At 72.9% G+C, this 21121-nt stretch carries 14 protein-coding genes; 10 read left to right on the top strand and 4 right to left on the bottom strand.

Annotation, left to right across the window (positions count from 1 at the left end; genetic code table 11):
* Positions 1 to 32 precede the first annotated feature (32 nt).
* On the bottom strand, positions 33 to 2657 hold the full coding sequence (locus tag AB0I10_RS29525; RefSeq protein WP_363155717.1) for a lysylphosphatidylglycerol synthase transmembrane domain-containing protein: 2625 nt from the start codon (positions 2655 to 2657) through the stop codon (positions 33 to 35).
* 626 nt (positions 2658 to 3283) lie between these two features.
* On the opposite strand from AB0I10_RS29525, the gene AB0I10_RS29520 reads away from it, so the two are divergent.
* From AB0I10_RS29520 to nudC, 5 genes are all read left to right on the top strand, one after another.
* On the top strand, positions 3284 to 3769 hold the full coding sequence (locus AB0I10_RS29520) for an MGMT family protein (protein WP_363155708.1): 486 nt from the start codon (positions 3284 to 3286) through the stop codon (positions 3767 to 3769).
* Positions 3770 to 4121: 352 nt separating this feature from the next.
* Positions 4122 to 7499, top strand: coding sequence for an ATP-dependent DNA helicase (locus tag AB0I10_RS29515; protein ID WP_363155716.1), 3378 nt, complete (start codon positions 4122 to 4124; stop codon positions 7497 to 7499).
* Positions 7500 to 7613: 114 nt separating this feature from the next.
* Positions 7614 to 11243, top strand: a complete 3630-nt coding sequence (locus AB0I10_RS29510; protein ID WP_363155707.1) for a UvrD-helicase domain-containing protein — start codon at positions 7614 to 7616, stop codon at positions 11241 to 11243.
* Between the two features lie 10 nt (positions 11244 to 11253).
* Positions 11254 to 12654, top strand: coding sequence for a dipeptidase (locus tag AB0I10_RS29505; RefSeq protein ID WP_363155706.1), 1401 nt, complete (start codon positions 11254 to 11256; stop codon positions 12652 to 12654).
* 110 nt (positions 12655 to 12764) lie between these two features.
* Entirely contained in the window at positions 12765 to 13700 is a 936-nt protein-coding gene (gene nudC, locus AB0I10_RS29500; protein ID WP_363155705.1) for an NAD(+) diphosphatase, read from the top strand.
* 128 nt (positions 13701 to 13828) lie between these two features.
* On the opposite strand, the gene AB0I10_RS29495 is transcribed toward nudC, so the two are convergent.
* On the bottom strand, positions 13829 to 14071 hold the full coding sequence (locus tag AB0I10_RS29495) for a mycoredoxin (protein WP_363155704.1): 243 nt from the start codon (positions 14069 to 14071) through the stop codon (positions 13829 to 13831).
* A 425-nt stretch (positions 14072 to 14496) separates the two neighbouring features.
* Here AB0I10_RS29495 and AB0I10_RS29490 point away from each other — a divergent pair, with 425 nt between their 5' ends.
* The 5 genes from AB0I10_RS29490 to AB0I10_RS29470 all read left to right on the top strand — a co-directional run bounded on the left by AB0I10_RS29490 (position 14497) and on the right by AB0I10_RS29470 (position 18277).
* A complete protein-coding gene (locus AB0I10_RS29490; RefSeq protein WP_363155703.1) occupies positions 14497 to 16722 on the top strand; it encodes an ATP-dependent DNA helicase UvrD2 in 2226 nt (741 codons plus the stop codon).
* A 142-nt stretch (positions 16723 to 16864) separates the two neighbouring features.
* Complete coding sequence (locus AB0I10_RS29485) at positions 16865 to 17191, top strand: hypothetical protein (protein WP_363155702.1); 327 nt, start codon at positions 16865 to 16867, stop codon at positions 17189 to 17191.
* Between the two features lie 120 nt (positions 17192 to 17311).
* A complete protein-coding gene (locus AB0I10_RS29480; RefSeq protein WP_363155701.1) occupies positions 17312 to 17665 on the top strand; it encodes a WhiB family transcriptional regulator in 354 nt (117 codons plus the stop codon).
* On the top strand, positions 17662 to 17979 hold the full coding sequence (locus AB0I10_RS29475) for a hypothetical protein (protein ID WP_363155700.1): 318 nt from the start codon (positions 17662 to 17664) through the stop codon (positions 17977 to 17979). The genes AB0I10_RS29480 and AB0I10_RS29475 overlap by 4 nt, the downstream gene beginning before the upstream one ends.
* Before the next feature lie 100 nt (positions 17980 to 18079).
* Complete coding sequence (locus tag AB0I10_RS29470; protein WP_363155699.1) at positions 18080 to 18277, top strand: hypothetical protein; 198 nt, start codon at positions 18080 to 18082, stop codon at positions 18275 to 18277.
* A 77-nt stretch (positions 18278 to 18354) separates the two neighbouring features.
* On the opposite strand, the gene AB0I10_RS29465 is transcribed toward AB0I10_RS29470, so the two are convergent.
* Both AB0I10_RS29465 and AB0I10_RS29460 read right to left on the bottom strand, forming a co-directional pair.
* Positions 18355 to 19785 (bottom strand): AarF/ABC1/UbiB kinase family protein, encoded by a 1431-nt coding sequence (locus tag AB0I10_RS29465; protein WP_363155698.1) that lies wholly within the window; start codon positions 19783 to 19785, stop codon positions 18355 to 18357.
* Positions 19786 to 19820: 35 nt separating this feature from the next.
* Positions 19821 to 20957, bottom strand: a complete 1137-nt coding sequence (locus tag AB0I10_RS29460) for a ThiF family adenylyltransferase (protein WP_363155715.1) — start codon at positions 20955 to 20957, stop codon at positions 19821 to 19823.
* Positions 20958 to 21121 lie beyond the last annotated feature (164 nt).

The following is a 21121-nucleotide window of genomic DNA, read 5'->3' as shown; positions in this document are numbered from 1 at the left end:
CTTCGTGTGGGCGGCGCGCTCGGCCGACCGCCTCAGATCTCGCCCTTGCGGGTCAGATACGTGAAGGCCAGCCACCCCGGCAGCACCGGCAGCCAGAAGACCATCAGCCGGAACAGCAGTACCGCGGGGAACGCCACATCACCGGCGAGCCCGGCGACCGACAGCGCACCCAACAGCGCGGTCTCGACGGCGCCCACACCGCCGGGCGTCGGCGCGGCCGATCCCAGCGCGTTGCCCGCGAGGAAGGCGACCGCGATCGCCGCGTAACTGATCTGGTCGCCGCCGCCGAATGCCCGGATCGACGCGTCCAGACACATCACGTTCGCCGCCGTCAGCAGCAGCATGCCGCCGATGCCGGTGATCAGCTTCCGCGGCCGCTGGAGGATGTCCAGCATCCGCGGGACCACCCCCGCGAACAGCGACCGCACCCGCGTCGAGACGAACTTCCGCAGCGCCGGGACCGCGGTGGCGATCAGCACCAGCACCGCCACCGTCAGCAGACCGGCGATGACCGTACGGGACGGCGAGATCTGCGGGGTGTCATGCGTGCCGGTCAGATAGCCGAAGATCAGCAGCAGCAGGATGTGACTGCCCAGACCGAACAGCTGGGACGCGCCGACGCTCGCCACCGCGAGGCCCGGCCGGACCCCCGCGCGCTGCAGGAACCGGGTGTTGAGCGCCACACCGCCGATCGCCGCGGGCGCCACCAGCTTCACGAAGTTGCCCGCGATCTGCGCGATCACCGTCCGTACGAACGACACCTTCTCGGTGACGAACCCCAGCAGGCTCATGGCCGCCGCGATGTACGTCAGCGCCGAGAAGAACATCGCGATCAGCACCCACCCCCACTGGGCCTCGCTGATCACATCGCCGAGGTTGAAGTTGGCGAGCTGCGAGAGCAGCAGATACACCGCGACCGCACCGGCGATCCAGCTGATGAGGATGCGCGGACTGAGCCGTTCCAGCTTCGCCGGTTCGATCACCGCCGTCGGGCGGATCAGCAGCACCTGCCGGCGGATCTGGGCGAGCAGATCCTCCTCGCGGGCCTCCTCCGACGCCTCCTCCAGGGCCCGCTTCTGGGCGGTCTTCGCCGCGTTCCGCTCGGCCCGCAGCGTCTTGCGGTCCTTGGGTCCCTCCGCGGCCCGTGCCTCCCGCGCCTCCTTCGCGGCCTCCGAGGCCGCCAGCACCGCCTCCCGCTCCCGCTTGGAGCGCTCACGGGCCAGCTGGCGCAGCGTCGCCCGGGTGGTGCGGCTGAGCGCGATCGGCTGGAGCAGCGGGAGGCTGTCGGCGACCGCGTCCGGGCCGAGTACCTCCACGGCCGCGGCGACCGCGCGCTCGGCGCCGACCCGCAGTCCGCAGGTCGTCAGCAGCTGGGCGATGTCCATCCGCAGGACGAGGTCACCGGCCGCGATCTCGCCGCCGCGCAGCTCGGTCAGGACGATGTTGCCGGAACGATCCACCAGGAGGGCGTCACCCACCAGCCGCCGGTGCGCGATCCGCCGCGACTGCAACGCCTCGACCTGCCGCCAGGCGCTGTGCATCAGCGCGTCGGTGATCTCCTCGTCGGCCAGCGAGTCCAGGGAGCGGCCGCCGATGTGCTCGTAGACCAGCATCACCGCGTCCGGGCCGAGCTCGGAGGTGGCGATCAGCTTGGGGGCGTTGGCGCCCGCCGCGATCGCCGCGTACGCCAGCAGTGCCTCCTGCTCCAGCGCCTGGCGCAGCGACTGCAGGCTCCGGCGCTGGTTGATACCGCGCAGCGACAGGCGGCGCCAGACGCGGTAGAAGAATCCCTGGGCCTGCTGCTCGCGGTCCACGACGGTGACGTCGATCGGCGGGCCGTCCTCCAGGGTGACGATGTAGCGGCGGCCGCGTTCCGACAGCTCCGAGTGCTCCGGGTGGTCCGGGTTGATCACGTCCTCGGCGCGCATCGCGCTGACCGGCCGGAAGCCGACCCGGCGCAGCCCCGCCAGGAGGTTCTGCCCGGTGGGGCGGACGTTGGGGGAGCCGACGGCGTAGAGGGTCCCGTAGGCGACGGTCCAGCCGATCAGCAGCGTCGTGACGATCGCGAACGGCGTGGTGTACCGGCCGACCAGCACCGCGACGACGTCCAGCAGCACCACGAACCACATCGCGACCCGCCAGCGCGGCCGCCGGGACATCCCCACCGCCGTCATATAGGCGATGACGGGCGCGAGATAGCTGTGCACCGGCGGCGTGAGGCCGCCGCTCTCCAGCGGCTGGGTGAGAGCGTCCCGGATGGACGGCGCGGCGGCCTCGGCCACCCACAGGTCGGTCGCCAGCGACACACCGTGCGCGAGTACGGCGGCGAGCACGCCGTCCGCGATCCGCAGCCCGTCCCGCTTGATCAGCCGCTCCACGGCGAACGCCACCGGCACGATCAGCACCGCGACGCTGGAGGTCAGGCCCGCCAGGTTGATCAGCAGCCGCGGCGCCGCCTTCGCGCCGGTGCCGATGTCGTTCTCCAGGCCCTGGGTCGTGCCGTGGGCGAAGGTGGCCAGCGCGAGGACCAGCGCGATCCCGACGACGCCCAGCAGCAGCCGCAGCAGGTCGACGGGGCGGTGCACACGGGCAGGCAGCAGAGGCTCGTCGCCGGAGACCCGGTCGACGTGGAACTCGCCGTACTCGTCCGCGGTCAGGTCGGAGCGGTGCGAGCCCGTACGGGGCGTGCCGCGGTCCGCTTCGGACGGCCGGTCCTCGCCCTTCTCGTGTGCCTCGTGCCGGTCCTGTGCCTCGTACTGGTCCCGCTTCTCCTTCTGCCGCTCGCGTGGTGTGGGCTTCTTGGGCCCTTCCGGCCTCTCGGACGCCCCTGGTCGTTCGGCCTTCTCGATCGTGCTCGCCTTTTCGGTAGCGGAGGCCGTGGCCGGCCTCCGTTGGTGCTTCCCCTGTTTCGCCGCCTGCCGCCGTGCCTGCCGCGTGGTCCGTGCGGCGGGTCCGGGGGCGGCTGCGGCGGTGTCGGCGGCCAGCGCGTCAGGGGCGCCCGCCTCCCGTGGAGGCGCCGCACCCTGCTGCTCGGCCGTCTCTTCTTGATCTCGTATCACCAGTCACCGTCCGGAAGATGGTGGCACGGCCGCGCTTCGACGGGGGGCATCAGGGGGGCATTTCGGTGGTGCGGGAAGCGGAACGACTGCCACCGCCCGCACTTCACAAGGCTTCGCCGCGGGTCCCGGAGCGGGTCCCCGATCGGGTCCCGGAGGGTGTTCGGGAGGGTCGCCCGGCCGGGTTCCGAGGAGCGTTGTCGGTGGGGTGGGGCAGGATGGACCGAATGAGTGGGAGCGGAGACAGAGCGGCCTCCCGGGCCGATGACGACGGGACCGGAGAGCGTGCCGACGCCCCCGGCGCGGACGCCGGTGAGCTGCCCGAATACGCGGAGCGGGTGCTCGGCGTCGCCGAGCTGATCCCGGCCGGCCGGGTGATGACCTACGGGGATGTCGCGGAGTGGCTGCGAGACGAGGGGCAGCCCGACGGGCTTCCGGCGAAGGGCGCTGGTGGGCGACGGGAGGGCGGGCCGCGCCAGGTGGGCCGGGTGATGGCGCTTTACGGGGGCGCGGTGCCCTGGTGGCGGGTGGTGCGCGCGGACGGCGTGCTGCTGCCCGGCAGCGAACTTCGCGCGCTGGCGCACTACCGGGACGAGGGGACGCCACTGCGCGGCGCGTCGCGGACGGCCGAGGGCCACGTGCCGCGGCTTGACATGCGGCGGGCGCGGTGGGAGGGCCCGCAGGACGACGGCGGTCCGCACATACCCGGCTGACGGCAAGCCTGCCGGTGTGTCGCGTCCGCGCGTGGGACGCGCTGCGGCTCGTGCGCCGCCTGGCGTACCGTCGGGCACTGCCGTCACCGCTGCCCCGCCCCCGGTGCGCCGCACGACACGGCCCGTACCGCCGCGCCGCCCTCAGGCGCGCGGCGCGGCACCCACCGCACGACCCACCGCACCACGCACCGCACTACGACCAGCACCTCCACCAGGACCGGCGATCCACGTGAGTTCCCCTTTCTCGGCGTTCCCGGCGTTCCCGGCGTTCCCGGCGTTCCCGGCGTTCTCGGCCGTTCCGCCGACACGGCCGCACCGGTCGGCGCGGCGGGATGCCTCCGGCGCGTACCGGCTGGTGCGCACCCCGCCGGGACCGGTGGATCCTCCTGCCTTGGACGCAGCCCAGCGCGCCGTGGTTGACCACCGGCACGGGCCGCTGCTCGTCCTGGCCGGCCCCGGCACCGGAAAGACCACCACGCTCGTGGAGTCGGTGGCGCACCGGGTACGCGCCGGCGGCGACCCCGAGCGGATCCTCGTCCTCACCTTCAGCCGCAAGGCCGCCGTCGAACTCCGCGACCGACTCGCGGCCCGCCTGGGCGGCGGCGCCCGCTCGGGCGGCGGCGCCGTCCCGCAGGCCACCACCTTCCACTCCTTCTGCTACGCCCTGGTCCGCGCCCACCAGGACGCCGAACTCTTCGCCGACCCGCTGCGGCTGCTGTCCGGCCCCGAGCAGGACCTCGTCGTCCGGGAACTCCTCGAAGGGCAGGCGGAGCTGGCGGGCGACGGCCGCGCCCAGGTCAGCTGGCCGGACGAGCTGCGCGCCTGCCTGACCACCCGCGGCTTCGCCGACGAGGTCCGCGCGGTGCTCGCCCGCAGCCGCGAACTGGGCCTCGGCCCGGACGCGCTCGGCGCCTTCGCCCGGCGCACCGGACGGCCCGACTGGCACGCCGCAGCCGCCTTCCTCGCGGAATATCTCGATGTCCTGGACGCCCAGGGCGTGCTGGACTACGCCGAGCTGGTGCACCGCGCGGTACTGCTCGCCGAGCGCACCGACGTCGCGGCCGGGCTGGCGGGTGCGTACGACGCGGTCTACGTCGACGAGTACCAGGACACGGACGCCGCGCAGGTGCGGCTGCTGCGGGCACTCGCGGGCAACCACGGGGCGACCGCCACACCGGGCTCCCCGGGCCGCACCCTCGTCGCGTTCGGCGACCCCGACCAGTCGATCTACGCCTTCCGGGGCGCCGACGTCAACGGCATCCTCGACTTCCCGCAGACCTTCCGGCGCGCCGACGGCACCCCGGCCCCGGTGGCGGTACTGGGCACCTCCCGCCGTTCGGGCGCCGCCCTGCTGGCGGCCACCCGGCTGCTGACCCGCCGGATGCCGCTGACCCGCCTCCCGGCGCAGAAGGTCCGCGCGCACCGCGAGCCGGCGCCCGTACGGGACGGCGGCCGCGTCGAGGCGTATACGTACCCGACACCGGGCGCCGAACTGGACAACATCGCGGACATCCTGCGGCGCGCCCACCTGGAGGACGGCGTTCCCTGGCGTGAGATGGCCGTCCTCGTCCGCGCCGGCGGGCGCTCGATCCCCGCCGTACGGCGTGCGCTCACCTCTGCCGGAGTGCCGCTCGACATCGACGGCGACGATCTGCCGCTGCGCCACGAACCGGCGGTCGCGCCGCTCCTGGGCGCACTGCGGGCGGCGGCACGGGCTGCGCTGGTGGTGCATACGTCTCCCGCCGACGAAGCCACCCGGCCCGAAGGCCAACCGGATTCCGACACCGATGCCGCCGCCCCCGCATGGATCGACTCCGAGACCGCCATAGAGCTGCTGACCTCGCCGCTCGGCGGCATGGACTCGGCGGACCTGCGGCGGCTGGGGCGCGCGCTGCGCGAGGAGGAGCGGGCCGCCGGACAGGCACTGCCACGGCCCTCCGACGAGCTGATCGCCCAGGCACTCGCCGAACCGCAGCGCCTGGTGGCGCACGACCCGGCGTACGCCCGTGGCGCCCAGCGGCTCGGCCTGCTGCTGCGCAAGGCCCGCGAACTGCTGGCTGGCGGCGGCACCGCCGAGCAGGCCCTGTGGGAACTGTGGGACGGCACCCCCTGGCCGCAGCGGCTGGAGCGGGCGGCCCGGCGCGGCGGCGCGGCGGGTCGCAACGCCGACCGCGACCTGGACGCCGTGGTCGCCCTCTTCGAGACCGCGGCCCGCGCCGAGGAGCGCACCGGCGGCCGCGGCGCACTCAACTTCCTGGAGGAACTGGACGCACAGGACATCGCCGCGGACACCCTCACCCGCCGCACCGTGCGCCCCGACGCCGTACGCCTGATGACCGCGCACCGCTCCAAAGGCCTCGAATGGCGGCTCGTGGTCGTCGCCGGGGTCCAGGAAGGGCTCTGGCCGGACCTGCGCCGGCGCGGCTCGCTCCTGGAGGCGGACCGGATCGGCCGGGACGGCCTGGCGGAGCCGCTCACCCCGGGCGCGCTGCTCGCAGAGGAACGCCGGCTGTTCTACGTGGCCGCGACCCGCGCCCGTGAACGTCTCATCGTCACCGCCGTGAAGGCCGCGGCCGACGACGGCGACCAGCCGTCCCGCTTCCTCACCGAACTCGGCGTCACACCCCAGGACGTCACCGGCCGCCCGCGCCGCCCCCTCTCCGTCGCCGCGCTGGTCGCCGAGCTGCGCGCCACCACCGTCGACCCGGATGCCACCCCGGCGCTCCGCGACGCCGCCGCCCAGCGGCTGGCGAAACTGGCCGCGCTGACCGACGACGAGGGCTATCCCCTGGCGCCGGCCGCCCACCCGGACAACTGGTGGGGGCTGTACGAACCGACCCACAGCGCCGTCCCGCTGCGCGACCGCGACCAGCCCGTGGTGCTCTCCGGGAGCGCCCTGGACCAGCTCGCCAACACCTGCTCCCTCCAGTGGTTCCTGGGACGCGAGGTAAAAGCGGACCCCCCGTCCACCGCGGCCCAGGGCTTCGGCAACGTGGTGCATGTGCTCGCCGACGAGGTCGCCTCGGGCCGTACGCCCGCCGACCTGACCGTCCTGATGGAGCGGCTGGACTCCGTATGGGACGCCCTGGCCTTCGACGCCCCCTGGAAGTCACGCCAGGAAAAAGACAACGCGCGCGCCGCCCTGGAGCGCTTTCTGCGCTGGCATGTGCGGGAACGGGAGACGCTCGGCCGGGACACCGTCGCCACCGAGCACGGCTTCGACGTCACCCTCGAAGCCGGCGCCTACGAGGTCCGCATCCGCGGCAGCATGGACCGCGTCGCCCGGGACACCCAGGGACGCGCATACGTCGTCGACTTCAAGACCGGCAAACAGAAGCCGACCGGACCCGAGGTCGCCCGCCACCCCCAGCTCGCCGTCTACCAGCTCGCGGTGCGCGAAGGCGCCGTCGACGACGCCTTCGGCGGGAGCACACCGGAAGCGGGCGGCGCGGAACTGGTGCATCTGCGGCTGGGCGCGCCCCAGAAGGAGGGCGGCGACGCGCTGCCCGCCGTCCAGACGCAGCAGTCCCTGGAAGTGACACCGCAGCCCCGGGAACCGGCGGAGCCCCCGGCGACGCCAGACGGGGACTGGGTCGGCGACCTCCTCGCCACCGCGGCCGGACGCGTCCTGGACGAGCGGTTCACACCCACCACCGGGACGCACTGCACCCACTGCGCCTTCCGTGCCTCGTGCAGCGCACAGCCGGAGGGGCGGCACATCGTGGAGTGAGCAGCCGGGCCCCGGCGGGCCGAGCGGGTCGGTGGCCGGCCGGCCACCTGCCGCGATCAGCTACCTGACCTGCGGCGACCGCGATTGTCAGTGGGTGCGGATACGGTTTCCGACATGTCAGCCCGCATCACCGACCCCGAGCAGCTGAAACAACTGCTCGGCATCCCGTTCACCCCGGAGCAGACGGCGTGCATCACCGCCCCGCCCGCCCCGCAGGTCATCGTGGCCGGAGCCGGATCGGGCAAGACGACGGTGATGGCCGCCCGCGTGGTCTGGCTCGTCGGCACCGGCCAGGTCGCCCCCGAGCAGGTCCTCGGGCTGACGTTCACCAACAAGGCCGCCGGCGAGCTCGCCGAGCGGGTCCGCGCCGCGCTCCTCGCCGCCGGCGTCACCGACCCCGAAGCTCTCCCCCAGGAAGGGCCCGGCGCGGAGCAGCCCCCCGGAGAACCCCGGATCTCCACCTACCACGCCTTCGCCGGCCAGCTCCTCAAGGACCACGGCCTGCGCATCGGGCTCGAACCGACCGCCCGGCTCCTCGCCGACGCCACCCGCTTCCAGCTCGCCGCCCGCGTCCTGCGCGCCGCCCCCGGCCCCTACCCGGCGCTCACGAAATCCCTGCCCTCCCTCGTGGAGGACCTCCTCGCCCTCGACGGCGAGCTGGCCGAGCACCTGGTGGACCCGGCCCGGCTGCGCGCCTACGACAGCGAACTGCTCAGCACCCTCGACGGCGTCCGGCTCACCAACGCAGACCTGCGCAAAGTCCCCGACACCGCCCGCGGCCGCCAGGAACTCCTCGACCTCGTCGGCGCCTACCGCAGCGAAAAGCGGCGCCGCGACCTGCTCGACTTCGGCGACCAGATCGCGCTCTCCGCGACCCTCGCCACCACCCGCCCCGAAGTCGGCCAGATCCTGCGCGACGAATACCGGGTCGTCCTCCTCGACGAATACCAGGACACCTCCGTCGCCCAACGGCTGCTGCTCTCCGGCCTCTTCGGCACCGGCACGGGGACCGCCACCGGGACCGCCCCCGGGCATCCGGTCACCGCCGTCGGCGACCCCTGCCAGGCCATCTACGGCTGGCGCGGCGCCTCCGTCGCCAACCTCGACGACTTCCCCGACCACTTCCCCTTCAAAGACGGCACCCCCGCCCGCCGCTTCGCCCTCAGCGAGAACCGCCGCAGCGGCGGCCGCCTCCTCGACCTCGCCAACGGCCTCGCCGCGCCACTGCGGCAGATGCACGCCGGCGTCGAAGCGCTCCGCCCCGCCCCCGGCGCCGAACGCGACGGCATGGTGCGCTGCGCCCTGCTGCCCACCCACGCCGAAGAACTGGCCTGGATCGCCGACTCCCTCGCCCACCTCGTCCGTACAGGCACCCCGCCCGGCGAGATCGCGGTGCTCTGCCGGACCGCCGGCGACTTCGCCCGTATCCAGGGCGAGCTGGTCGCCCGCGACATCCCGGTGGAGGTCGTCGGCCTCTCCGGGCTGCTGCATCTGCCCGAAATCGCCGACCTCGTCGCCGTCTGCGAAGTCCTCCAGGACCCGACGGCCAACGCCGCCCTCGTCCGCCTGCTGACCGGCCCGCGCTGGCGGATCGGCCCCCGCGACCTGGCGCTCCTCGGCCGCCGCGCCCGCACCCTCGTCCACCACGGCGGCCCGACCGACGACCCCGAACGGCGGCTCGCGGAAGCCGTGGAAGGCGTCGACCCCGCCGAGACCGTCTCCCTCGCCGACGCCCTCGACACATTCCTGGAAACCGACGGCCCCGACGACGACCTGCCGTTCGCCCCCGAGGCACGGGTCCGCTTCGCCTATCTCGCCACCGAACTGCGCGACCTGCGGCGCTCCCTGAGCGACCCGCTGATGGACGTACTCCACCGGGTGCTGGCCACCACCGGCCTGGAGGTCGAACTGTCCGCCTCGCCGCACGCCCTCGCCGCCCGCCGCCGGGAAACCCTCGGCACCTTCCTCGACATCGCGGCCGGCTTCGCCGCCAAACAGGGCGGCGCCGCCCTGGACGGCGAGGCGACACTGCTCGCCTTCCTCGGCTTCCTGCGCACCGCCGTACAGCACGAAAAGGGCCTCGACAGCTCGCTCCCCGGCGGCGACAACACCGTCAAGGTGCTCACCGCGCACAAGTCCAAGGGCCTGGAATGGGACGTCGTCGCCGTGCCCGGCCTCGTCGGCAAGCAGTTCCCCAGCGAACAGGCCCGCGAGTCCTGGATCACCCAGCCCAAGGTCCTGCCGCACGCCCTCCGCGGCGACGCCGCCACCCTCCCCGACGTCGAGGAATGGGCGAGCCGCGGCCTGAAGACCTTCAAGGAGGCGATGAAGCACCACCAGCAGACCGAGGAACTCCGCCTGGGCTACGTCACCTTCACCCGCCCGCGCTCCCTGCTCCTCGGCTCCGGCCACTGGTGGGGCCCCGACCAGAAGCGGCCACGCGGACCGTCCGCCTTCCTGGAGGCGCTGCGCGAGCACTGCGAAGCGGGGCACGGCGAAATCGAGGCCTGGGCCGAACCACCCGAGGACGGCGCCGGGAACCCCGCCCTCGCCGAGGCCGCCACGGAACAGGCCTGGCCACTACCCCTCGACCCCACCGCCACGGCCCGCCGCCGCACCGCCGCGGCAACGGTCCGCGCCCATCTGGCCCGTGCGGCCGCGGCGGCGCCGGCCCCCGCCCCGGCGCCGCCGTCCGCCCACGACCCGGAGTGGCCGCCGCCACCGGCGGAGGACGAGTGGGAGCCCGAGGACGCCCCGTTCGACGTGCCCGAGGCCGATCCGTTCGACGACGCCCCGCCGTACGCGGACATCCCCGAGGCCGATCCGTTCGAGGGCGCCCCGCCGTACGACGTCCCCGAGGCCGACCCCTTCGGCGACGCCCCGCCGTACGACACCCCCGGCGCCGAGCCCGCCCCGCCCCGCCCCTGCATCATCGCCCAGCGCTCCGCCGAACCCGACCCCACCGTGCCCGTCCCCACCGCGCGCACGGCCGCCGCCGATACCACCCCGCGCGCCCTCCTCCCCGAGGAGCGCCGCACCGTCGGATCCTGGGACCGCGATCTGGACGCCCTCGCCGACGAACTGCGCCGCTCCCGCGCAACCGTCCGCGACGTCCCGCTCCCCGCCTCCCTCAGCGCCACCCAACTGCTCCGCCTCGCCGCCGACCCCGACGGCTTCGCCCGCGAACTGGCCCGCCCCATGCCACGCCCCCCACAGCCCGGCGCCCGCCGCGGCACCCGCTTCCACGCCTGGGTCGAATCCCGCTTCGAAGAGCTCACGCTGCCCCTGCTCGGCCCCGACGAACTGCCGGGCGCCGAGCCCGGCCAGGAGACGGAGATCGTCGACGAACGCGACCTGGACGCCCTCAAGGAAGCCTTCGCCCGCTCCCCGTACGCCCACCGCACCCCGTACCGCGTCGAGGCCCCCTTCCAGCTGACCCTCGCCGGACGCGTCATCCGCGGCCGCATCGACGCCGTCTACAAGGAACCCGGCCCCGACGGCGACCGCTTCGAGATCGTCGACTGGAAGACCGGCCCCGCCGGCACCGCCGACCCCCTCCAACTGGCCGTCTACCGCCTCGCCTGGGCCGAGCGCCACGGCCTGCCGCCCGCCGCCGTCGACGCCGCCTTCCTGTACGTCCGCAGCGGCGAGGTCGTCAGACCCGGACGGCTGCCGGGCCGGGCCGGGCTGGAGCGCATCCTGCTCGGTGAGACCGCCGACCGGCCACCCCCGGAAGGCCGATAGGCTCGGCCGTATGAGCACCACCCCGGACAGCGCCGTCCGCGCGTACATCACCAGCCAGCGCGACACCTTCCTCGACGACCTCGCCGAGTGGCTGCACATCCCCTCCGTCTCGGCCGACCCCGAGCGCGCCGCCGATGTGCGCCGCAGCGCCGAGTGGCTCGCCGCCAAGCTCGCCGGCACGGGCTTCCCGACCACGGAGATCTGGGAAACCGACGGCCTGCCCGCGGTCTTCGCCGAATGGCCCTCCGGGGACCCGTCCGCGCCGACCGTGCTCGTCTACGGCCACCACGACGTGCAGCCCGCCGCCCGCGAGGACGGCTGGCACACCGATCCCTTCGAGCCGCAGACCATCGACGGCAAGCTCTACGCCCGCGGCGCCGCCGACGACAAGGGCCAGGTGTTCTTCCACACCCTGGGCGTCCGCGCGCACCTCGCCGCGACCGGCCGCACCGCCCCCGCCGTCAACCTCAAGCTCCTCATCGAAGGCGAGGAGGAGTCCGGCTCACCGAACTTCCCGGCCCTCATCGAGAAGCACGCCGCCCGCCTCGCCTGCGACACGGTGATCGTCTCCGACACCGGCATGTGGTCCAAGGACACCCCGACGGTCTGCACCGGCATGCGCGGCCTGACCGACTGTCAGATCGACCTCTACGGCCCCGACCAGGACATCCACTCCGGCTCCTTCGGCGGCGCGGTCCCCAACCCCGCCACCGAAGCCGCCCGGCTCGCCGCCGCACTGCACGACACCGACCGCCGCGTCACCGTCCCCGGCTTCTATGACGGCGTCGTCGACCTCACCGACCGCGAGCGCGAACTCTTCGCCGAACTGCCCTTCGACGAGTCCGCATGGCTGCGCACGGCCCACTCCCACGCCACCCTCGGCGAGGCCGGCAGCACCACCCTGGAGCGCATCTGGGCCCGCCCCACCGCCGAGGTCAACGGCATCAGCGGCGGCTATCAGGGCCCCGGCGGCAAGACCATCGTCCCGTCCACCGCCCAGCTCAAGCTGTCCTTCCGCCTCGTCGCCGGCCAGGACGCGGACGCCGTCCAGCAGTCCGTACGCGACTGGATCGCCGCGCGCCTCCCCGCCGGCATCCGCCACGACATCACCTTCTGGGGCGCCACCCGCCCCTGCCTGACCCCGCTCGACCACCCCGCGCTCCAGTCCGTCGTCCGCGCCATGGGACGGGCCTTCGACGAGAAGATCCGCTTCACCCGCGAGGGCGGCTCCGGCCCCGCCGCCGACCTCCAGGACGTCCTCGACGTCCCGGTCCTGTTCCTCGGCATCTCCGTCCCCTCCGACGGCTGGCACGCACCGAACGAAAAGGTCGAGCTCGACCTGCTGATGAAGGGCGTCGAGACCGCCGCCCACCTGTGGGGCGACCTGGCGGAGACCTGGCGCACCGCTTGACCCGGGCTCTCCCCCGTAGCCTCAACGGCACGGGAGGTGCCCCCATCGTCGTACCGCTCCGCGCCCGTACGCAGCAATCACCCACGCCATAGGGGGAGTTGGAAACACCAGTGACCACCTGGACCGACCACAGCGCCGACCGGCCGCTCACCTTCAGCGCACCGAGCGGAATCGACCGCTCCGCCCACCACCGCCTCGACGAGGCCTGGCTCGCGGCGGCCTGGAGCCACCCGACCACGCGCGTCTTCGTGGTGTCCGGCGGCCAGGCGCTGATCGACGACACCCCCGACGGCCGCACCGAGCTGATCATGACGCCGTCCTTCGAGGCGCCGATGACCGAGGCGCACCGCTACTACCTCGGCACCGACGGGGACGGCGTCAGCTACTTCGCCCTCCAGAAGGACGCACTGCCCGGCCGCATGGACCAGTCCGCCCGGCCCGCCGGCCTCCGCGAGGCGGGCCTGCTGCTCTCCCCGCGAGACGCCGGGCTCCTCGTCCACGCCGTGGCCCTGGAGAACTGGCAGCGGCTGCACCGCTTCTGCTCACGCTGCGGCGAGCGCACCGTCATCGCGGCCGCGGGCCACATCCGCCGCTGCCCCGCCTGCGGCGCCGAGCACTACCCGCGCACCGACCCGGCCGTGATCATGCTGGTCACCGACGAGGACGACCGCGCGCTCCTGGGCCGCCAGGTCCACTGGCCCGAGGGCCGCTTCTCCACCCTCGCGGGCTTCGTGGAGCCGGGGGAGTCCATCGAGCAGTCGGTGGCGCGGGAGGTCTTCGAGGAAGCGGGCGTCGTCGTCGGCGACGTCGAGTACGTCGCCAGCCAGCCCTGGCCCTTCCCGTCCAGCCTGATGCTGGGCTTCATGGCACGCGCCACCTCGTCCGAGATCCAGGTGGACGGCGAGGAGATCGAAGAGGCCCGGTGGTTCTCCCGCGAGGACCTGCGCGCCGCCTTCGAATCGGGCGAGGTACTGCCCCCGTACGGCATCTCGATCGCGGCCCGCCTGATCGAGCTGTGGTACGGCAAGCCGCTGCCCAAGCCGTGAGCGGTCCGGCGGCCGGGCTCAGAGGGCGCTGAGCGGACAGAACCGCCGGCCGGATCCGTCGCACGGACCGGCCGGCGGCCCTGTGAAACCGCTCACTCCGGATCGGACGGGCACAGAGCCCGGATCGGTCAGCCGCCGACCTTCTGCTTGACCTGCGCCAGAGACGGGTTGGTCAGCGTCGAACCATCGGCGAAGAGCACGGTCGGCACCGTCTGATTGCCGCCGTTCGCCTTCTCCACGAACGCCGCGGACTCCGGGTCGGTCTCGATGTTGATCTCGGTGTACGCGATGCCCTCGCGGTCCATCTGGCCCTTCAGCCGACGGCAGTAACCGCACCAGGTCGTGCTGTACATCGTCACAGTGCCCGCCATGCGTCACGCGCTCCTTCGGTAAGTCTTCGGTTCGATGCCGTCCGACGCCGTCCCCGGCGTGGCGCTCCGGCGTGGCGCCAAGGGTAAAGAACGCTCGGGGGGGCGCGACCATTCCCGAGCTTTCCTGGCCCCTCCCCGGGGGGGCCCGCCCCCGCCCCACCCCGCCCCACCCCCGCCACCAAGCGCCGGCTGCTCACGGCGCGAGCCTCCGCCACCGAGCGCCGGCCGCTCAGAACGTGCCGGCGCCACCTCTGCGATCACGAGCGCCGGCCCGGTTCCGGGCGTTCTGACCGCTGGACACAGCACAGCAGAAGGCTGCGGTGTGCGTTGTCGCTCATCCACAGGGGCCGGGGCCGGTACGAGGGGAGGCCGGCGTCTGTGGACAGGTTTCCCGGGCGTCTCGGGGGACCTGGCAGCATGGCGGGGTGACAGCAGCAACGGACTCCTCTCTCTTCCCGCAGGTCCCTGACTCGGCCGACGCGGTGCTCGACGGGCTCGACCCCGAGCAGCGCGAGGTCGCGACGGCCCTGCACGGTCCGGTGTGTGTGCTGGCCGGCGCCGGTACGGGCAAGACCCGCGCTATCACCCACCGGATCGCGTACGGCGTGCGAGCCGGCATCCTGCAGCCCTCCAGTGTGCTCGCCGTCACCTTCACCGCCCGCGCGGCGGGCGAGATGCGCGGGCGGCTGCGGCAGCTCGGCGCGGGCGGGGTGCAGGCGCGGACGTTTCACTCCGCGGCCCTGCGGCAGCTGCAGTTCTTCTGGCCCAAGGCCGTCGGCGGTGAGGTCCCGCGGCTGCTGGAGCGCAAGATCCAGCTCGTCGCCGAGGCCGCGGCCCGCTGCCGCATCCGGTTGGACCGCAATGAGCTGCGCGATGTCACGGGCGAGATCGAATGGTCCAAGGTCACCCAGACCGTGCCCGCCGACTATCCGGCCGCGGTCGTCAAGGCCGGGCGCGAGGCCCCCCGCGACGCGGCCGAGATCGGGCAGATCTACGGCACGTACGAACAGCTCAAGCGTGACCGCGGTGCCATCGACTTCGAGGATGTGCTGCTGCTCACCGTCGGTGTGCTCCAGGACCGGCATGACATCGCCGAGCAGGTCCGCTCGCAGTACCAGCACTTCGTCGTCGACGAGTACCAGGACGTCAGCCCGCTCCAGCAGCGGCTGCTCGACCTGTGGCTGGGCGACCGCGACAGCCTCTGCGTGGTCGGCGACGCCAGCCAGACGATCTACAGCTTCACCGGCGCCACCCCCGAGCACCTGCTGAACTTCCGCACCCGCCATCCCCACGCGACCGTAGTCAAGCTCGTCCGCGACTACCGCTCCACCCCCCAGGTGGTGCACCTCGCCAACGGCCTGCTCTCCCAGGCGAAGGGCCGCGCCGCCGAGCACCGCCTGGAGCTGGTCTCGCAGCGCGAGGCCGGCCCTGAGCCGGCGTTCGCCGAGTACGCCGACGAGCCCGCCGAGGCCGAGGGCACCGCCCGCCGCGTCCGTGATCTCATCGCGTCCGGCGTCCCCGCCAGCGAGATCGCCGTGCTCTTCCGCATCAACGCCCAGTCCGAGGTCTACGAACAGGCGCTGGCCGATGTCGGCGTGCCCTACCAGCTGCGGGGCGCCGAGCGGTTCTTCGAGCGGCCGGAGGTCCGGGAGGCAGGCGTGAAGCTGCGCGGAGCCGCCCGCTTCGGCGCCAACGACGCACTGCTCGACGACGCCGTCGATCTGCCGTCCGAGGTGCGGGCGGTGCTCAGCGACATGGGCTGGACCGGTGTGCCGCCGGCCGGCTCCGGTGCGGTGCGCGACCGCTGGGAGTCCCTGGCGGCGCTGGTGCGGCTCGCTGAGGACTTCGCCAAGGCCCGTCCCGAAGCCACCCTCGCCGACCTCGTCGCCGAGCTGGACGAGCGCGCCAACGCCCAGCACGCCCCGACGGTCGAGGGGGTGACGCTCGCTTCGCTGCACGCCGCCAAGGGCCTGGAGTGGGACGCCGTGTTCCTGGTCGGCCTCACCGAGGGGATGATGCCGATCACCTACGCCAGGACCGACGAACAGATCGAGGAGGAGCGCCGGCTCCTCTACGTCGGTGTGACCCGCGCCCGTCTGCATCTGGGCCTGTCGTGGTCGCTGGCGCGCTCTCCCGGTGGCCGGGCCTCCCGGCGCGCCAGCCGGTTCCTGAACGGCCTGCGGCCGGGCTCCGGGGCGGCGGCGGGGCGCCGTACGCCGGGTGCCGTCACGGGCGGCGTGGAGCGCGGCGGCGGGGCGGCGGGCGCCGGCCGCCGCAGGAGCCGCGGCCCGGCCCGCTGCCGGGTCTGCAACAAGACGCTGACGGCCGCGGGCGAGATGAAGCTGATGCGTTGCGAGGACTGCCCCTCGGAGCTCGACGAGGCGCTGTACGAGCGGCTGCGTGACTGGCGGGCCGCGCAGGCCGACCGGTCGCGCCAGCCGGCGTACTGCGTCTTCACGGACAAGACACTGATGGCAATTGCCGAGGCGGTTCCGGGAACCGAATCGGAGCTTGCGTGCATCTCAGGTGTGGGGCGGCGCAAGCTCGACCGGTACGGCACCGATGTACTGGCTCTCTGCGCCGGCGAGGACCTCGCGGGGGTGCTGGAAGAAGGCTCTGAAGGCGCCGCGGAAAACTCGTCGGAAAAATAGTTTGCGCGTGCGGAGCGCATCCCCATAGCCTTCGGGAGACGGAGACAACGGACCTTCCGAGATCCGATGGATCCGTGCTGTACTGAACAAGCCTGGAACGGGATTTCCCGGTCCACCGAGACGCCGAGAGGAGGCGAGCCCAGTGATCAGCATTATCGAGACCAACAAAATGACCGATCTCTCGGTCGTCGCCACCTGCGCCCTCGGCTCCTCGCTCCTTGGCACCGGTCTGTCCGGCTTCGGCCGCCTGTCCGGTACCGAGGTCGCGCGCCCCGAGTCCCTCGCTGTCCTGACGGTCAGTGAGCGTACCGCGCGACCGACCGAGGCACCTGCGGTAGCAGCGACGACAGCAGTGGCGAATGCCTTTGCCTTCAACGCGGCCAATGGTGCCGGATCCCCGAAGCAGTACCCGACGAAGCATGAAGCGTGGGCCTACCGCGGCCTCGAACCCTGGAGAGATCCAGCCTGATCGGCACGATCAGGTCGGCACCTTCCAGGGCCGCGGAACCCACACCGGGATCCGCGGCCCTTTTGTTTTGCCCCATGCGCCCGCCACAAGCCGGGCCGAACAGACGAGGAACACACCACAGTGCAACTCCAGACGCACACCCCGTCCGTATCGACCGACCTGATCCCTCCGCCCGACCCTCAGGAGAACTCCTTGCTGCCCCTCACCGAGCTCGACGACGAGATCGACCGCCTCGGCGCCGCTGTCCCGTGCCGCACCTACGACCCGGAGGTCTTCTTCGCCGAGTCCCCGGCCGACGTCGAGTACGCCAAGACGCTGTGTCAGAGCTGTCCCGTCCGTGAGGCCTGCCTCGCCGGCGCCAAGGACCGCCGTGAGCCGTGGGGCGTCTGGGGTGGCGAGCTCTTCGTCCAGGGTGTCGTCGTGGCGCGGAAGCGTCCGCGTGGCCGTCCGCGCAAGAACCCGGTCGCGGCATGAGCACCACCGGCACAGGAACGATCGACCGTCCCGTCACACGGGATCCCAAGAAGCAGGACCCCACGATGAACCCGTCTTTCACCGACACACCCGCCCCCGTGAACTCCGGAGCGCTTGAGGCGCGACAGAACAGGAACCTCGAAATGCAACTCATCCCAGAAGCCCTGGCGCGTGCACATATGCATCAACGCCTCCAAGAGGCGGAATCCGAACGCAGGGCACATCGGGTCGCCACCGCGCGGCGTATGCAGCGGCGCGCCGAACGGGCGTCGATGCGGGCCCGGCGCGCGCTGGCCATGGCCGTGATGCAGTAACGCGACGCGCCGCGTCGCTCCTACGGGGTCCGTCCGACAGGGCGGGCCCCGTAGTGCGTTGCATCCGCCTTCGCGTGGTTGGCGGGGATATCGTCGGACGGTGGACCAGAAGACGCATGAACAGGCGGAGGTGACCGGTGGGAACGCGGTGTGCGCCCGCTGCGGCGCGGTCGCCGAGGGCATCCCGCTGACCTGGACCTGCTCCGTCGAGAACGGCGACCGCCGTTACTTCTGCGACGGCTGCGCGCGGGAGAACCTGCGGGCCATCGAGGGCCGCCTGGATTCAAGCTGGTGGTGAGGCCGGCGCCGCCGCCTGCCGCATGAGCGGCCGGGGCGGCGCGGGCCTGCCGGTCCGCCGTGGCCGGACCGGCAGGCTCAGGCCGTGCTCTCCTCTACGGCTTCCTCGGCCGTGTCGTCGAGGGCATCGAGGACATCGACGCCCTCGATGTCTTTGGATCCCGGCTCCTCGACGGGCACAAAGCCGGGCATCCACGCCTCCAGCTCATCGCGCAGCCGCACCGTCGCCCCCAACTGGCACAGCACCCCGATTGTGCTCAACGTCACACGGTGTATCAGGAGGTACGCGGGCGGCAGATTGAGCCGTTTGCCCAACTGGTGTGCGGGGGAGCGCGGATCTCCGACCCGGGTCGCCTGATTCCGCATCCAGTCCCGGGAGAAGGTGAACGCCTCCACCTGTGCCGGTTCGATGATCGGCAGCAGATACTCCAGCACCGCGTCCGGGTCCAGCTCGATGGAATCCTTGACGAATCCCTCCTCGCACAGCAGTTGATAGACCGCCTCGGCCTCGCCGTCCAGGGTCATCCGCAGCGAGGTGCCGATCGTCGGCGGCAGCCCGTCCGGCAGCCGGTCGACGGTCCCGAAGTCCAGCACGCCCAGCCGCCATTCCTCGGCGGGCCCGTCCGGTGCGGCTCCGGTCAGCAGCCGGAAGTTCCCCGGGTGCGGATCGGCGTGCAGCAGGCCGGTACGGGCGGGTCCGGAGAAGAGGAAGCGCGCCAGCAGCTGGCCGGCCCGGTCCCGCTGTTCCTGGCTGCCGTCCGCGATCACCTCGGACAGCGGCACCCCGTCCATCCACTCGGTCACCAGCACCTGGTCGCTCTGGTGCACCACGGCCGGCACCACCACATCCGGATCGCCCGCGAACTCCTCGGCGTGCGCACGCTGGGCCTCCGCCTCCAGGGCGTAGTCCAGCTCCTCCGAGACCCGGTCGCGCAGCTCCGTGATCAGCGGTTTGATGTCCATCCCCGGGATCAGCGGACCCAACAAGCGCGCGAACCGGCTCAGCTGAGCCAGGTCCGACAGCAGTGCCTGGCCCGCGCCCGGGTACTGCACCTTGACGGCCACTTCGCGGCCGTCGTGCCACACCGCCCGGTGCACCTGGCCGATCGACGCCGCCGCCGACGGTTTGTCCTCGAACTCCTCGAACAGCTCCCGCCAGTCCTCGCCGAGCCGTTCCGCCAGCACCGAGTGCACGGTTCTGGTCGGCATCGGCGGCGCCGCTTCCTGAAGCTTCGTCAGCGCGGCACGGTACGGCCCGGCGATCTCCTCGGGCAGCGCCGACTCGAACACGGACAGCGCCTGCCCGAACTTCATCGCGCCGCCCTTCAGCTCGCCGAGAACTTTGAAGAGCTGTTCAGCGGTGCGCTGTTGGAGCTCACGGCCGACGATTTCGGCGGATCTCCCGCCGATCCGTTTGCCCAGGCCCCAGGTGGCACGGCCGGCGAACCCCAGTGGCAGCGCGGCCAGCTTGGCGGTGCGGGTGACCGCCTTGCGGGGAAGATCAGACATGCGCCCCTCCAACTCACACTGTCCCCCTACCGGGGTTACTCGGTCATTGTGGCGTGTTGCGGCCGAGGATCCGAGGCGCCCGCCCCACCAACCTGAGCGGCGGCGCCACAGCCGCACTCCGGATGCGGCTCGATCCGCACCGTCCGCACGTTCGCACACGGCAGCGCGAGTTCCATCCGCGCGCCGGTGCACGGCGGCAATTCGCCGTCGAGGAACGTCAAAGCCTGGACGGCGGCGAGCCCCGCCACCGCGGTCGCCAGCGCGGCGTCGCAGGCCGGCACCGCCGGGGAAGCCCGCCCCGACCGCCACTGCGCGAGCAGCCGCGGCCAGGCCGGCTCCGCGTCCGTACGCCGCAGTTCGTCACACCGGGCGCATGCCGAACCGCCGGGCACCACAAGCGGGCCCACCACACCCGTGCCCTCGACCACGCCCGCGTAGAGATGCGGGATCCCGGCTGCGAGCAGCGGTTCGGACAGCACGGGGTCGGGGGCGTAGGCGGCGAGACCGTCGCGCGGGGCGACCACCACGAGCGAGATGCCCGGTTCGCCGGAATCGCTCACCGGGACGAGCGGGCGCGGCCTGCGGGTCCAGGGGGAGGACTGGTGGACCAACCGCTCCGCGGAGGCGTCGCGCTGCTCGCCGACCCGTTCGGCCGGTAGCCCGCCCGGCACCACGTCCCACGGCTCGGTCTTTCCGCCGTCCAGGACATCCACCCGGCCGATGCCCGAGGCGGAGAGCAGCGCCGCGACCGAGGCGCCCACCCGCCCCAGTCCCTTGACCCGGGCCCGGATCGCCCGGCGCGCTCCCATCCGGCCCAGCGCGCCCGCCGCCTCCGGATGCCGTACCGACAGCGAGGCCAGATCGGGCCGGAGCCGTTCGCATGCGGGCTCGTCGGCGCGGACGGCGTCGGCCGTCGGGCCGCCCGCGGCCGGTGCTTCCAGCAGCCCGGCCGCGCCGAGCCGGTCCACGACACCCCGTGCGTGCGCGGGCGGGAGATCGAGCGAATGGGCCGCTTCCTCCAACTGCCGCATACTGCGCGTGCCGTCGATCATCCCGAGGAAGCTGCCGGTCGCCAGATCGACCGGGCCGACCACCACCGCGTGGGCCGGCGCTACGCCGAACCGCACCGTTTCCCTGTCCCGCCAGCCGCGCCGCAGCGCGGGCTTGAGCATCGGATGCATGGCATCCGCCCCCCGTCCTTCTCCGTCTTTCGCGTACTGCCTTCAGCATGCGCCGAACGCGGAATCGGCGTCGGAAGTTATCCACAGACTGGGGGTAATAGTCATACAAGCCGTGCACGCCATGGGGTGTTTCGGTGGCGAACCGTCTGTGAGGC

It is taken from the genome of Streptomyces sp. NPDC050636 (assembly GCF_040654775.1).
Lineage (GTDB): Bacteria > Actinomycetota > Actinomycetes > Streptomycetales > Streptomycetaceae > Streptomyces.
The sequence above is the reverse complement of the archived record's forward strand: the minus strand, read 5'-3'. Positions and strand labels throughout refer to the sequence as shown.

Excerpts from the sequence above, each read along its gene's own strand:
- AB0I10_RS29510 (WP_363155707.1), top strand. The coding sequence starts at position 7,614 with ATGTCAGCCCGCATCACCGACCCCGAGCAGCTGAAACAACTGCTCGGC.
- AB0I10_RS29495 (WP_363155704.1), bottom strand. The coding sequence starts at position 14,071 with ATGGCGGGCACTGTGACGATGTACAGCACGACCTGGTGCGGTTACTGC.
- AB0I10_RS29465 (WP_363155698.1), bottom strand. The coding sequence starts at position 19,785 with ATGTCTGATCTTCCCCGCAAGGCGGTCACCCGCACCGCCAAGCTGGCC.
- AB0I10_RS29475 (WP_363155700.1), top strand. The coding sequence starts at position 17,662 with ATGAGCACCACCGGCACAGGAACGATCGACCGTCCCGTCACACGGGAT.
- AB0I10_RS29520 (WP_363155708.1), top strand. The coding sequence starts at position 3,284 with ATGAGTGGGAGCGGAGACAGAGCGGCCTCCCGGGCCGATGACGACGGG.
- AB0I10_RS29505 (WP_363155706.1), top strand. The coding sequence starts at position 11,254 with ATGAGCACCACCCCGGACAGCGCCGTCCGCGCGTACATCACCAGCCAG.
- AB0I10_RS29460 (WP_363155715.1), bottom strand. The coding sequence starts at position 20,957 with ATGCTCAAGCCCGCGCTGCGGCGCGGCTGGCGGGACAGGGAAACGGTG.